This window comes from Celeribacter marinus, from assembly GCF_001308265.1.
GTDB lineage: Bacteria > Pseudomonadota > Alphaproteobacteria > Rhodobacterales > Rhodobacteraceae > Celeribacter > Celeribacter marinus.
The window spans coordinates 1,290,937-1,304,932 of sequence record NZ_CP012023.1; the positions used below are offsets into that span (position 1 = coordinate 1,290,937).

A 13,996-nucleotide genomic window follows, 5' to 3' on the forward strand; every position below is an offset into this window, starting at 1 on the left:
TTTTGCCTCACAGTGAAGCGCGTTTCAATGCAACTGTCGCAAAAACATGGACAATCCAGCCTTAACAGTTAACATTTCGTAGGAATATGCAAGATATACCACGGACAAACTGTGGATGGGGTCAGTAATGCGGCTAGTGTGCCCAAACTGCGATGCTCAATATGAGGTCGACGAAAAGGTCATTCCCGAGAACGGGCGCGATGTTCAATGCTCAAACTGCGGTCATACGTGGTTTCAAAGCCCTGAACATATGGATGCCGATCTTGCGGAGGAAATGGGCTACGACCTTGCACAAGAGAGCGAGGCCGACCACACGCATGCTCCGCTCGCAGAGCACCCTCCCAAGCCTGACTTTGATACGGACGAGGACGCTTTTCACGAGGTCGAGCCGAACGAAGTGTCATCGCAGGATGATCAAGATGAGGAAGAATGGTCAAGCACGGCTGATCACGCCCCCGCCTACACCTATGATGACGACGACGAAGACGACGATGGCGAGGGACCAGCACACGATATTGTGGCACGTCCGCGACCGTCCATCGACGACTCGATCAAGGATATGCTGCGTGAAGAACAAGAATTCAGTGCACCACATGGCGCGCCAGAACCGTTAGAAATTCAAACGGATTTGGGACTGGAAGAAGCCGAAATCGCGACAGATCAGGCGATGCGTGAAAAGATGGCGCGCTTGCGTGGTCTCGATCCTGCCGACCCTGCGTTGACCGCAGGGACGTTGGGATCACATTCCAAGCGGCGCGACCTGTTGCCTGATATCGAAGAGATCAACTCTACACTGAGTGCGTCATCCGAACGTGATGCTGACGGCACTGTCCCAGACGAGCAAACCCGCCGCACACGTGCGCAACGCGGTATTTCGCGCTCAATCTTTGCGGTGTTTATCATCGTCGCGTCCCTGTTGGTCGCGCTGTATGTCTTTGCGCCAACCATCGCCAATGCCGTACCATCACTCGCCCCCCTCATGGACAGCTATATCAGTAGCGCAAACGTCTTTCGGGTTTGGCTCGATGGTGGCATGTCGGCCTTGAGCGACCGCCTGAATATCTTGCTCAGCCAACTCAATGGCTGATCATTAAAACCGGTCCAACAAGCGATTGAGATAGTCGCGCTCATCGTCGGGGCGCTGTTGCTCTGCGGATCGCCTCCGGATTTCGTCCAATAGCTCCTCGGCGCGCCGATAGACATCCTCACCCTCGGTCATCGCCTCATCAGAACCGGCTTGGCCCGTATTGCCTGCGAAGCGCCCCAAGGGATCGCGGCGCTCTTCGCCGCCAGTGGTCCCGCCAGATTGCCCTTGTTGTCCGTCTTGATCTTGCGCTTGGTTTTGTGACAGCTGGTCGCCCAATTGGCGCATCCCCTCGCGTAACGCTTCCAATGCTTGAGCCTGACGATCCAGAGCACCGCCCAAATCGTTTTCGCGCAGGGCCTGCTCGGCATCATCCATCGCGCGGCCCGCACCGTCGAGAGCCTCACCGATGCCTTCGGCATTCTCACCGTTTGGCACATTGCCACGCTGACGTTCCAATTCCCGCCGCAAGGCCCCTTGACGCTCTGACAACGCACCCATGTCTGATGCGCCATCCTCACCTTGACCTTGAGCATCAGAGCCTTGTCGATCTTGACCCTCGCCCTCTTCGCCCTGCGGACCTTGGTCTTGCTGGTTTTGTAGGTCAGAGAATGTATCGTCATTCAACTCTTGCTGGTCGCGCAACATATCTTGCATGCCCTGCATTGACGGATTGCCCTCGCCCCCTTGTCCATTCGGGTCTTGGGTCACACGCATGTTTTCCAAAAGCTGATTGAGCATATCCATCATCTGTTGCGCCTCAGCCATGCGGCCCTGCTCCATCAACTCCTGAATACGGTCCATCAATTGTTGGAGCTGATCGGCGGACATCTGTTGCGTCTCGCCTTGCGCAGCCTCGCTCTCTTGATCACCTTGCTGTTCCGCCAATTGCGCAATGTAATCTTGTGTCGCCTCACGCAACTCCTGCATCAGGCGCGCGATTTCTTCATCAGAGGCGCCATCACGCATCGCCTGTTGTAGGCGCTCTTGCGCGCGGCGCAATCTTTCCAACGCTTCCTTTAAATCGCCATCCTCAAGCAGGGTCGCAATCTCCCATAACTCTTTGGCAACCTGATCTACGCGCTCATCAGACATCGGATCAACACGATCCTCAATCAACGAAATCACAGCCCGCAGACGTCGCGTGACATCCCCGTCCCCCACAGTCTCATCTGGTTGATAGGACACCGCTCTGAGCACCCGCGCCGCGCGGGTTGCATTGGAACGGTTCCACAACAGCTCTCTACGCACATCAATAATCGCCGCCGCAAGTGGATCGAAGAAACGCCGCCCCGGCAAAATACCTTCGCCAATCGCATCCGTGCTCACCTGCCCCGTTTGATCGTAAGCCCTAAGTGACATCATCACGGGCAGGCCCGAAAACGGATGCTCGGAGACGTTTTGGGCGAACATGCCCTCAATCTCGGTGCGGCTCCCCGTCTGTGGTAATATAACGTCAATGACAAGGTCAGGACGCGGTTCAGGGGTCAGTGCAAACCCGTAGTGGCGCGTTACCGCTGCAACATCACGCTCGAACGCCATCACAGCTTTGGTGACACCAAAATCATCGCTGAGACGATACGACTGACGCGCCTCACCGCTGGCCGCACGGGTCATATCGCCAATCAGCTCGGCCGTTGGTGGCGCATCAGGAATAAGCCCCACACTCCACAACTGTCCAGTTGGACCATCAATTTCTATATCGCCAGACTGCGCCACCTTGAAATCCGGTGCGGCCCCATCGCCAATCCCCGACACCGTTTCACGCAACGTCAAATCGTCAGACGCGCCATCGCCGTATAAGCGCACGGTGACCTGTGATCCCTGTGGCGCTTCAAAACCAGCACCTAAATCCGCGAGATACAAGGTGGGCTTGCCCGTAAACGCAGGTGGCTTCACCCAGCCTTCCCATGTTGGCCCCGCAGCGATCTGGTCTGTGCTACTCGTCATCGCGACAGTTTTAGCATGGTCGATTGACCCGAACACCAACCCCATACCCAACACAGTCAACGCCACAAGGCGCAGCCCGTACGGATCTTTGGCTGCCATCATCGGCTCAGGAGCAACGGGGCGCGCCGCCGCAACGCGCGTCGACATGCGCGCCATATGCGCCGCCCAAATCGCACGCGACGGTGGATCAGACGCCCCCGACACAGGCGTGTCACGCAACGCTTGGAGAGGTTGACCACGCAAAGTGGCATCCACACGAGACATAGCAATCGCCCGTGACGGCCAGCGCAACCGCCAGACCCCCAAAACAAACAGACCCGCCAAGGCGAGGGCAACCATGCCCCAAATCGCTATGCGCCATCCAAGAGGTAGGACCTCATGCACCCCCAAAAGAGTCAGACCAATCACCACAGCAACACCAGAAAAAGACGGCCAAAACGCCGTGGAGACATGCTCGAACAACACACCGATATGGGTCGCGCCAATGGCGCGGCTCACCCGTTTTGCGGTTTCATCGGTCAGATGCGTTCGATAGTCCATTCACTCATCCGGTTTGGGCACATGCCGCACACGGACGCGTGCACAGGATTACAGCCACACAGGGATGGTATCGCGGTTTATCATTTCGTCATAGGTCGGACGCGCACGGATGACAGCGAATTGATCGCCGTGGACCAGAACCTCGGGGATCAATGGCCGTGAGTTATACTCGGACGCCATAACAGCACCGTATGCACCCGCCGAGCGAAACGCCACGAGATCATCCTCGCGAAGTGGCGGCATATCTCGGGCTTTAGCGAATGTATCGCCCGTCTCACACACCGGACCAACAATATCGAGCGGTGCTTGCTCAGCTCCGGCAAGCGGTTCGATCACAGGCACAATATCGTGGTGCGCATCATACATCGACGGGCGCACGAGATCGTTCATGGCCGCATCCACAATTAGGAAATCGCGCCCCTCACCGTGCTTGAGGTAGATGACGGACGAGACCAAAATCCCTGCGTTACCGGAAATAAGGCGCCCTGGCTCAATCTCGATTTCGCATCCCAGATGGCCGACCGTCTTGCGGATCACCTCACCGTATTCGACGGGCAATGGGGGGGCTTCGTTAGAGCGCTCATACGGGATACCCAAACCACCGCCCAAATCGAGGCGGCGAATGTCATGGCCGTCTGCGCGCAGCAGTTCAGTCAATTCAGCAACCTTGGTAAAGGCCAACTCGAACGGCTCCAGTTGCGTCAATTGCGAGCCGATATGGACATCGATGCCAACAACATCAATGCCCTCCATTTGCCCCGCGCGCCTATAAACATCGCGACATGTTGCAATCGGAATGCCAAATTTGTTCTCGGATTTTCCTGTGGCAATTTTTGCGTGCGTTTTGGCGTCGACATCGGGATTCACGCGCAACGCAATCGGTGCCTTGACCCCCAAAGACATCGCAACCGCGTTGAGCGCCTCCAACTCCGGCTCGCTCTCGACATTGAACTGGCGAATGCCCCCCTCAAGGGCCACACGCATTTCCTCGCGGGTTTTGCCCACGCCCGAAAACACGATCCGATCTCCCGGAAGCCCCGCAGCTTTCGCCTTAAGATACTCGCCCATAGACACCACATCGATACCCGCGCCAAGCTCACCCATGAGTTTGAGAACGGCAAGGTTCGAGTTTGATTTCATCGCAAAGCAAATGAGATGATCCATGCCGCCCAACGCCTCGTCAAACAACGTAAAGTGACGCGTCAACGTGGCAGTGGAATAGACGTAAAACGGCGTGCCGACAGCCGCGGCGATATCGCTCACACGAACATCTTCGGCGTGCAATACGCCGTCACGGTAGAGAAAATGGTCCATAGATTAGGGGCCCTTGAAATCAGGTCGCCGCAAAGGGCGGATCAGTTGGCGGGAAACGTTATCCCGATCTGCGTGCTCGAATATGCACCCGTGTTCGAATTCACACCGATGGTTTGCTTGCCCGAGATGACAGGTTTGGTCGGCTCGCCATTGGCGCCACATGCGGCCAACGTGGCAAGCGCCATCAACACAGTTGCGATACGGATCATTTCAACACCTCTTTCCAACGCGCGATCTGCGCACGCACCTGCGAGGGGGCCGTGCCGCCATAGCTTGTCCGAGATGCCACCGAGTTTTCAACTGTTAAGACGTTGAACACGTCCTCAGTAATCGCATCGTGAACAGATTTCATGTCGGCAAGGCTCAAATCGGGTAGGTCGCATCCCTTTTTCTCAGCCATAGCGACCAAGGCTCCCGTGACATGGTGGGCATCGCGAAACGGCATACCCGCCTCGCGGACAAGCCAGTCGGCCAAATCGGTCGCGGTCGAAAATCCGCTGGCGGCTGCGGCGCGAAGATTGTCGATGTTGCCCGTCATGTCGGACACCATCCCCGTCATCGCGGCCAAGGCCAACATGAGGTTATCGGCGGCGTCGAACACCTGTTCCTTGTCTTCTTGCATGTCCTTGGAATAGGCCAATGGCAGACCCTTCATCACCATCATCAAGGCGACATTCGCCCCGAAAATACGCCCAACTTTGGCGCGGATCAATTCAGCCGCATCCGGGTTCTTCTTTTGCGGCATGATCGACGAGCCCGTGGAAAAACGATCCGAGAGCGTGACGAATTTAAACTGCGCTGACGACCAGATCACCAATTCCTCGGCAAAGCGGCTCATATGCATGGCCGTAATGGACGCGCATGACAAAAACTCCAATGCGAAATCGCGATCCGCAACAGCGTCCAGCGAGTTGGCAGTCGGACGATCAAACCCAAGCGTCGCGGCGGTCATGTGGCGATCAATCGGGAACCCTGTGCCCGCAAGCGCGGCCGATCCGAGCGGATTTTCATTCATGCGCGCACGAGCATCTTTGAACCGCGACATGTCACGGCCAAGCATCTCGACATAGGCCATCATGTGGTGGCCCCACGTGACGGGCTGCGCCGTTTGCAAGTGTGTAAAGCCGGGCATCACCCAATCCGCACCCGCCTCAGCCTGTGCGATCAACGCACGGATCAGAGCATCAATGCCCGAAATCGCGGCGTCCATTTGATCGCGCGTCCACAGTTTGAAATCTGTGGCCACTTGGTCATTGCGTGAGCGCGCCGTGTGCAGACGCCCCGCCGCGTCCCCGATGATCTCTTTGAGACGCGCCTCGACATTCATATGAATATCTTCAAGAGCGGCAGAAAATTCGAAGTTTCCGGCTTCGATTTCTGACAATACCGTGAGTAGGCCTTCCCGAATGACCTCGGCATCGTTAGCGTCAATAATACCTTGTTGGGCCAGCATGGCGGCATGTGCACGCGACCCTGCGATGTCTTGAGAAGCGAGGCGTTTGTCGTAATCGATCGACGCATTGATGGCTTCCATGATCGCATCGGGACCGTCCGCAAACCGTCCGCCCCACATCGCATTGGATTTTTTGTCACTCATGGATCTGTCCCGCATGTTGAAAACTTCTCTTACCGCCACCCTTTATACGGCCCTGAGCCTATCTGCAATTGCTGCGCAAGGCGCGGATGCGGTGGATGTCGCGGCGTTGCGGGCGGACAGTATGAAAAAGCTTGTTGTGCACGCGGAACCAAAAGACACGCCGAGCACGCCGTTCATGCTTCAAAACGGCGAGGAGATGACGCTTGCGGGTCTTTCCGATAGCATAAAGGTCGTGAACTTTTGGGCGACATGGTGTGCGCCGTGCCGCAAAGAGATGCCTGCACTTGACGCCTTGGCAAAAGAGTTTGCACCCATGGGCTTATCGGTTGTTCCCATCGCGACAGGGCATAACCCCATACCCGCGATTGAGCGGTTTTTCGGGGACGCAGGAATCGAAAGCATCGACTACGCACTCGATCCCAAAAGCAAACTAGCGCGTGATATGAGTGTTCTTGGCCTCCCCGTCACGGTTATCTTGGACGAACAAGGCCGCGAGATTGCGCGCCTAACCGGCGATGCTGATTGGCATTCACAATCCGCGCGCGACATTGTTTCGGCGTTGCTTGGACAATCCGCCGGTCCTGAGGAGCAAATGCCCCAGAACTAGAACACTCCTACCCCACGCATCATAGTATCCCAACCGCGCGAGGATGTCCGATGGCACCACCGTGCTTGGGTGACAATGTACGATTGACTGCGCGTGGCATCGCGCGTTCGACAAGGTCCTTTCCGTCCTCAGCTTGCTCCATGATCTTTTCGAGCGTGTTATCAATTTCGACATGGAAGCGGTCGAGTTGATTGATGACGGGCGTGAGGGATGCAGAGTTTGCACCCAAACGCCCCGCTTCGACCCGACAAAGAACCCGAATAGAATCGAGACCCGTCACCAGTTGCTTTAGGTCTTTCGCCGATCGCCGCAACTGCGCCACATCTCGAAACACCGAAGCAAGAACCTCTGCGGTTGTTTTGGAATAACCATCGACCAAGGATGTCAAAACATCCACCTCCTGCTCAAAGCCGCCTCGCTCACCGCCAGAGACAAGCGCCTCTCGTGCAGCCTCGCTCACCTCACGCTGGATGCGCGATGCGGCGACCATAAACAATGCTTGATCAATCCGCCCCGAAATGGAGTCCAACAAACTGCGCTTGCCGCCATCGGACAAAAACGCACCTAGATGGTCCGTGACTTCGTTCGACATCAAACGGTAGTTTTGCGAAATCGCCGAAATTGGGCCACCGGCTGGCTCCAAACGAGACGCAACAATGCGCATATTTGACGGGATTCCCCGAATGGCCTCGAACGCCTGAAACAGCTTTATTTGGTTGCCTTCGATCGCTTTGATCACGGGCAAAAGGCGGCTCAGGCATCGTGTCCGGCCATCTTCGCCACGCCCCAACGCACCGTCACGCGCCATGGCCTCCTGCGCTAAAGCGGATGCACTAAAAGCTTCATAATTCGCGAAACCCAACCCGTGCAGCCGCTCGCAAATGCGCTGCGCACTCTGCGCGGGGGTCAATCCTTCGTCGCGCTCGGCACTCAAGGCCGCTGCGTATTCGGCAACAACAGTCTCAAACACCTGCGCAGTGGGTTTGAGACGCACAGAAACATATCCGCCCGGGATCGGCGAAATGATCGCATACACCCAATAGTATCGTCCATCTTTTGTACGGTTTTTGACGTAGGCTCCCGCAGGCACCCCCGTTTGGATGCGCGTCCACAGAATATGGAAAATACCTTTTGGCATGTCACTATGGCGCACAACCTTATGCGGCGCGCCAACCAGTTCGTCCCAGTCAAAGCCGGAGATACGGCGAAAAACGGCGTTGCCCGCAGCGATCACTCCGCGCTCGTCAGTGCGCGAGAAGAACAACTCATCCATCGCAAAAGCGACATCTTCGGTCTTTCGTGCAAACTCGGACGCTGTTGTCTGTATGTTCATTCTTCACCTTGCTGGCCTCTCAATGCGGCCGCCAGTTGGGCCCACACTCAATCTTTTCGCATAAAACCACCTGCGACTTTCGATTTGGTTAAGGCGCACCTCGCTGCGCCTATTTCAGGGTGATTTGCTTAAACTTCTCTACGTTTGGTCAGAAATTCAGAAGTATCGTTCAAAATCAGTGCGTTGTGGATTTTAGACAAACCTATGGCAAATCCGGCATTTTACCCGCTGTTAGCTCTCTTGGATACAAAGTGAACGCTAGACCCAATAGAGAAACTGCTCACCCAAAAGGGACCGTGCCCGATGATCGACTCTTACATGCAAAGCGAGATGGATTCCCCGCTGACGGCCGCAGTGGCCGAGCGCGATAAAAACACGCTGCAAATGGTGCGCGATGCGATCCGCAAGAAACAGGTCCTGTTGGCGTTTCAACCCATTGTTCAGGCCGCGCGCCCCGACAGGCCCGCCTTTTGGGAGGGATTGATCCGTGTGTTGGACGATAGTGGTCGCGTGATTCCGGCCCGCGAGTTTATCCACACGGCGGAAACCTCCGAAATGGGCCGCGTTCTCGACTGCCTCGCGCTTGAATACGGGCTTGCAACGCTTCGCGAAAACCCTGACCTGCGTCTTTCAATCAACATGTCGGCGCGCTCCATCGGCTACCCGAGGTGGATGGAAACGCTCAAACGTGGCTTGGAACGCGACCCCACAGGTGGTGAACGCCTGATCTTGGAGATTACCGAAAGCTCCGCAATTGTTATGCCCGACCTCGTGACTGTTTTCATGCAACAGCAACAAGACCGCGGTATTTCGTTTGCTCTTGATGACTTTGGCGCGGGCTACACCTCATTTCGGTATCTGCGCGACTTCTACTTTGACATGATCAAAATCGACTCGACGTTTATTCGCGGGATTGCACAGAATCCAGACAATCAGGTGCTTACCGCTTCGCTCATTTCCGTGGCACAGCATTTTGACATGTTTACCGTCGCCGAATTTGTCGAAACCCAAGAGGATGCGGCCTATCTCGTCGACGCGGGAATCGATTGTATGCAAGGTCACTACTTTGGCGCGGCCACAATTGATCCCCCTTGGGTCCGTCAATCCAATCAAAAAATCGCTGTGTAACCGCCATTTCATAACGTTTTGCGCTAACACCCCCATCGCATCTCATCGTTACGGTTGATTACGATGCACGTGCAGCATACACCTAATGCAATGGGGAGGCGCAACATTGTTGCAAATTCATTGCCCATTGGGCAATCTCCCTGAACACCAATTGGGAGAGAGTGCCACCATGACCAATGTCGTTATCGCATCAGCCGCACGCACGGCTGTCGGAAGTTTCTCGGGTGCTTTTGCCGCCACCCCCGCGCATGATCTCGGCGCCGCTGTGCTTGAGGCGCTCGTCGCCCGCGCAGGCATCGAAAAGGGCGAAGTCAGCGAGACTATTCTGGGTCAGGTTTTGACCGCTGGCCAAGGCCAAAACCCCGCCCGCCAAGCTCACATCAATGCCGGACTTCCCATTGAATCCGCGGCATGGAGCATCAATCAAGTCTGTGGCTCCGGCTTGCGCACTGTCGCACTTGGCGCACAACACATCATGCTTGGCGATGCCGACATCATCTGTGCGGGCGGTCAAGAAAACATGTCCCTATCCCCCCATGTCGCATATTTGCGTGCAGGTCAGAAAATGGGCGACATGCAAATGATTGACTGCATGATCAAAGACGGATTGTGGGATGCGTTCAACGGCTACCACATGGGTACTACCGCTGAAAACGTAGCCAAACAGTGGGACATCACGCGCGATATGCAAGACGCCTTTGCACTCGCCTCACAAAACAAGGCCGAAGCCGCACAACTAGCGGGTAAATTCGACGATGAGGTCATTCCCTTCACTGTCAAAACCCGCCGTTCCGAAACGGTCATCGACAAAGACGAATACATTCGTCACGGCGCAACCCTTGAAAGCTTGCAAAAGCTGCGCCCTGCGTTTGACCGCGAAGGCTCGGTTACCGCCGGCAACGCCTCTGGCCTCAATGATGGTGCCGCAGGTGTCTTGCTCATGTCCGCCGAAAACGCGGCAAAGCGTGGTATTCAGCCAATGGCCCGCATCGCGTCCTACGCCACCGCTGGTCTCGACCCGTCCATCATGGGGGTCGGGCCGATTCATGCCTCGAAAAAGGCACTGGCAAAAGCGGGTTGGAAAGCTTCCGACCTTGATCTCGTGGAAGCCAACGAAGCCTTCGCCGCACAGGCTTGCGCCGTAAACAAGGACATGGATTGGGATCCCGCCGTGGTCAACGTCAACGGCGGCGCAATCGCTATTGGCCACCCGATTGGCGCCTCCGGCGCGCGCATCCTCAACACATTGCTGTTTGAAATGATCCGCCGTGACGCCAAAAAAGGCCTCGCCACACTGTGTATCGGTGGCGGAATGGGCGTTGCACTCTGCGTTGAGCGCGACTGATCTCTTTCACATCGACGAGACTAAGGGGCGCCAAAAGGTGCCCCTTTTTTATTTGCACACCTAAAGCGTCTATTTTCCAAAATAGCGCTTGCTTCTTCATAGCTTACGCCTTGTCATGGAGCGACACGATGGGGGAATCCAATACGCTGATCGCACGCAGGGCAATGAAACCTCATGCTGCATGCGCAGAATATACGTCACGCAGGGAGGTAATTTTGTTGCTAACTGATTGCATTTTGGATAACAACATTACCAAATGAAATATGATAGGGAGGAGATATCATGTCCAGAGTTGCACTTGTTACGGGTGGATCGCGCGGTATCGGCGCAGCGATCGCCAAAGAACTGAAAGACAAGGGGTACACCGTTGCCGCGTCCTACGCCGGAAACGATGATGCCGCATCCGCATTTACCGCCGAGACAGGCATCAAAACCTACAAATGGAACGTTGCCGATTATGACGCCTCCAAAGCAGGTATTGAACAGGTCGAATCCGATCTTGGCCCTATCGACATCGTCGTGGCCAACGCTGGCATCACCCGCGATGCGCCATTCCACAAAATGACGCCGCAGCAATGGCAAGAGGTGATCGATACCAACCTCACGGGCGTGTTCAACACCGTTCACCCCGTTTGGCCCGGCATGCGTGAGCGCAAATTCGGCCGCGTGATCGTCATTTCCTCGATCAACGGTCAAAAAGGTCAGTTCGCACAAGTGAACTATGCCGCGACCAAAGCGGGCGATCTGGGCATCGTGAAATCACTGGCCCAAGAGGGCGCGCGCGCCGGCATAACCGCCAACGCCATCTGTCCCGGCTATATCGCAACTGAAATGGTCATGGCCGTGCCCGAGAAAGTACGCGACTCCATTATTGGCCAAATCCCTACGGGACGCTTGGGCGAACCCGAAGAAATCGCACGTTGCGTAGCCTTCCTCGCGTCCGACGATGCGGGCTTCATCAACGGCTCCACGATTTCGGCCAACGGCGCGCAATTCTTCGTTTAATCCATGCTCGAACAGTTTGATTGAGGCCGTCTTTCGGGGCGGCCTTTTTCATTGTCGTTTTACCTTGCGCACCCAAATCAATCGGGCTTAATGCGCCGATGTCGAAAACCACAGCCACACTTATCGGGTTCGTTGCCGTCTTGCTCTGGGCGCTTTTGGCGCTGTTTACCGTTGGCGCACACGAAGTCCCGCCTCTCCAACTCAATGCCGTTTGCTTTGCCATTGGCGGCGCAATTGGCGTTGTCTGGACGACGATTAGCAACAGATGGGGCGAACTGCGCGGTGTTCCGGTGTCCGTTTATGCCTTTGGGACTGTTGGACTATTTGGCTATCACTTTCTCTATTTCTCCGCCCTACGCGCGGCACCGCCCGCCGAAGCGGGCCTTATCGCCTATCTTTGGCCGCTCTTGATCGTGCTCTTTTCCGGCTTTTTACCCGGCGAACAGCTACGTCCGCTGCATTTGATCGGTGCGGGCATTTCCTTTGTCGGTGCCGCGCTGATCATCGCCCAAGGCGCGGTCTTTTCAGGGGCACACGGGCTTGGATATCTCTTGGCGGCGGGCTGCGCATTGACATGGTCAAGCTATTCCGTCCTGTCGCGCCGAATGGGCGATGTGTCGAGCGTGGTTGTCACCATCTTTTGCCTTGCCACAGCCGCCCTATCATTCGCCGCCCACCTTGCTCTTGAGCAAACTGTATGGCCCTCGTCCTCCTATGGATGGGCCAGCATGATCGCATTGGGCGTAGGCCCCGTTGGCGCCGCCTTCTATGTCTGGGATATCGGGGTCAAACGCGGCAATATACAACTCTTGGGCACCGCGTCCTATGCGGCACCACTCTTGTCGACCATGGTTTTAATACTGGCAGGCATTGCAGAACCGCGCACGACACTGCTTTTGTCGGCCGTATTGATCACACTCGGTGCTGGAATGGCGGCTTATGCCAGTCGCCATTCCCAATAGTGTGCGTTAGGATCGCCTCAGTCGCAATTAGGTCGTAGAGAGACGTGAAATCTCTTCTTTGAGGCGTAGCTTTTTCTTCTTGAGATCCGTAATTCGAACTTCGTCGGCACTTGGCGCGCGTTGCGCGGCTTCCACGGCCTCAGATAGGGTTTGGTGTTTTCGCTTCAATTCTTCCAGGTGGGAACTCAAACTCATTGTGTCTCCTCTCGCTGTAAAACGTCCATGTAAACCACAGCTCTATGTAAAAGCTGTGTAACAATCTCAACATAGAAATTGAGTCGTGTCACGGGATTGATTTGTAACTATGTGACCAGTTCACGATGACACGCGAAATATTGCCAATAGATTAAACGAAAATCGGAAATATTGAACCAATCGTGTGTTTTTCGCTCAAATCAAGGCAAGCGGATGCCCATTGCGCAAAATATCGCTCACCTGCGGCGTATAACTGTCTTCGTCCCGCTCATGGTGTGCGCCTTTATGCATCACCAACGGTGACAACAGACAAAAATCGGCCCGCCCACCTTTTCGCGCCTGCACGATAACCAACTGCGCAGGACGCGACAGGCGGGGGTGCACGGGCAAGACGCGCACCGACCCTAACCGCCCCGTGAGGGCATTGAGCAAATCAGCAAGTCGGTCGGCCTTTTGGATCATCGTCAGATAGCCCTTTGGCGCGAGGCGGCGCGCCGCCACATCCACCCAAACCTCCAATGGCGTATCACCGCCAAGCGCCACATCACGCCCCGCATCATGTGCAGATGTGGACGCTGCGCGCCGGTAATAAGGAGGATTGGCGATGACGTGATCAAAATTTTGCGCCTTGATCTGCGCGGGCAAGGCGCGAATATCGGCGTCAACGATCTCCATCTGCGCGCCATTCCCATCGGCATTGCGCCGCGCAAGATCGGCGTAGGCCGCTTGTAGTTCGACCCCTACAAAAGACAGGCCAGAAATACGCGCATTCAAACACAATGACGCGGCCCCTGCCCCACATCCTAATTCCAAAATACGTTGGCCCGCTTTGGCGTCAACCGCTGCGGCCAGCAAAACCGGATCAACCCCCGCGCGGTATCCATGCGTAGGTTGGAGCATACGCACCCGACCGCCCAAAAAATCGTCACAGGTCTC

General features: G+C 55.9%; 13 protein-coding genes. 6 read left to right on the forward strand and 7 right to left on the reverse strand.

The window, feature by feature from the left end; all coding sequences use genetic code 11:
* Positions 1 to 127 precede the first annotated feature (127 nt).
* Complete coding sequence (locus tag IMCC12053_RS16065) at positions 128 to 1,087, forward strand: zinc-ribbon domain-containing protein (RefSeq protein WP_062216865.1); 960 nt, start codon at positions 128 to 130, stop codon at positions 1,085 to 1,087.
* A 3-nt stretch (positions 1,088 to 1,090) separates the two neighbouring features.
* Here the strand turns inward: IMCC12053_RS16065 and IMCC12053_RS06315 are convergent, their stop codons facing one another.
* The 4 genes from IMCC12053_RS06315 to argH are packed head-to-tail and all read right to left on the reverse strand — an operon-like array spanning position 1,091 to position 6,485.
* Positions 1,091 to 3,574, reverse strand: a complete 2,484-nt coding sequence (locus tag IMCC12053_RS06315; protein WP_062216868.1) for a DUF4175 domain-containing protein — start codon at positions 3,572 to 3,574, stop codon at positions 1,091 to 1,093.
* 48 nt (positions 3,575 to 3,622) lie between these two features.
* Complete coding sequence (lysA, locus tag IMCC12053_RS06320; protein ID WP_062216871.1) at positions 3,623 to 4,888, reverse strand: diaminopimelate decarboxylase; 1,266 nt, start codon at positions 4,886 to 4,888, stop codon at positions 3,623 to 3,625.
* A gap of 41 nt (positions 4,889 to 4,929) precedes the next feature.
* Complete coding sequence (locus tag IMCC12053_RS15935; protein WP_169775305.1) at positions 4,930 to 5,097, reverse strand: hypothetical protein; 168 nt, start codon at positions 5,095 to 5,097, stop codon at positions 4,930 to 4,932.
* Entirely contained in the window at positions 5,094 to 6,485 is a 1,392-nt protein-coding gene (gene argH, locus IMCC12053_RS06325) for an argininosuccinate lyase (protein ID WP_062216874.1), read from the reverse strand. Before argH ends, IMCC12053_RS15935 begins: the two co-directional genes overlap by 4 nt.
* Positions 6,486 to 6,498: 13 nt before the next feature.
* Here argH and IMCC12053_RS06330 point away from each other — a divergent pair, with 13 nt between their 5' ends.
* Positions 6,499 to 7,092, forward strand: coding sequence for a TlpA family protein disulfide reductase (locus IMCC12053_RS06330; protein WP_062220993.1), 594 nt, complete (start codon positions 6,499 to 6,501; stop codon positions 7,090 to 7,092).
* A 19-nt stretch (positions 7,093 to 7,111) separates the two neighbouring features.
* Here the strand turns inward: IMCC12053_RS06330 and IMCC12053_RS06335 are convergent, their stop codons facing one another.
* Positions 7,112 to 8,425 (reverse strand): PAS domain-containing protein, encoded by a 1,314-nt coding sequence (locus IMCC12053_RS06335; protein WP_062216877.1) that lies wholly within the window; start codon positions 8,423 to 8,425, stop codon positions 7,112 to 7,114.
* A 303-nt stretch (positions 8,426 to 8,728) separates the two neighbouring features.
* Between IMCC12053_RS06335 and IMCC12053_RS06340 the strand changes: the two genes are divergently transcribed.
* From IMCC12053_RS06340 to yddG, 4 genes are all read left to right on the forward strand, one after another.
* A complete protein-coding gene (locus IMCC12053_RS06340) occupies positions 8,729 to 9,553 on the forward strand; it encodes an EAL domain-containing protein (protein WP_062216881.1) in 825 nt (274 codons plus the stop codon).
* Positions 9,554 to 9,722: 169 nt separating this feature from the next.
* Complete coding sequence (locus IMCC12053_RS06345) at positions 9,723 to 10,898, forward strand: acetyl-CoA C-acetyltransferase (RefSeq protein ID WP_062216884.1); 1,176 nt, start codon at positions 9,723 to 9,725, stop codon at positions 10,896 to 10,898.
* Positions 10,899 to 11,180: 282 nt separating this feature from the next.
* Positions 11,181 to 11,903, forward strand: coding sequence for an acetoacetyl-CoA reductase (phbB, locus tag IMCC12053_RS06350; RefSeq protein WP_062216887.1), 723 nt, complete (start codon positions 11,181 to 11,183; stop codon positions 11,901 to 11,903).
* Positions 11,904 to 12,001: 98 nt separating this feature from the next.
* Entirely contained in the window at positions 12,002 to 12,865 is an 864-nt protein-coding gene (yddG, locus tag IMCC12053_RS06355) for an aromatic amino acid exporter YddG (RefSeq protein ID WP_062216890.1), read from the forward strand.
* Between the two features lie 27 nt (positions 12,866 to 12,892).
* On the opposite strand, the gene IMCC12053_RS15570 is transcribed toward yddG, so the two are convergent.
* Together IMCC12053_RS15570 and IMCC12053_RS06360 are read right to left on the reverse strand one after the other, a co-directional pair.
* Positions 12,893 to 13,060 (reverse strand): YdcH family protein, encoded by a 168-nt coding sequence (locus IMCC12053_RS15570; RefSeq protein ID WP_074906100.1) that lies wholly within the window; start codon positions 13,058 to 13,060, stop codon positions 12,893 to 12,895.
* 195 nt (positions 13,061 to 13,255) lie between these two features.
* On the reverse strand, positions 13,256 to 13,960 hold the full coding sequence (locus IMCC12053_RS06360) for a tRNA1(Val) (adenine(37)-N6)-methyltransferase (protein ID WP_082389124.1): 705 nt from the start codon (positions 13,958 to 13,960) through the stop codon (positions 13,256 to 13,258).
* Positions 13,961 to 13,996: the final 36 nt, after the last annotated feature.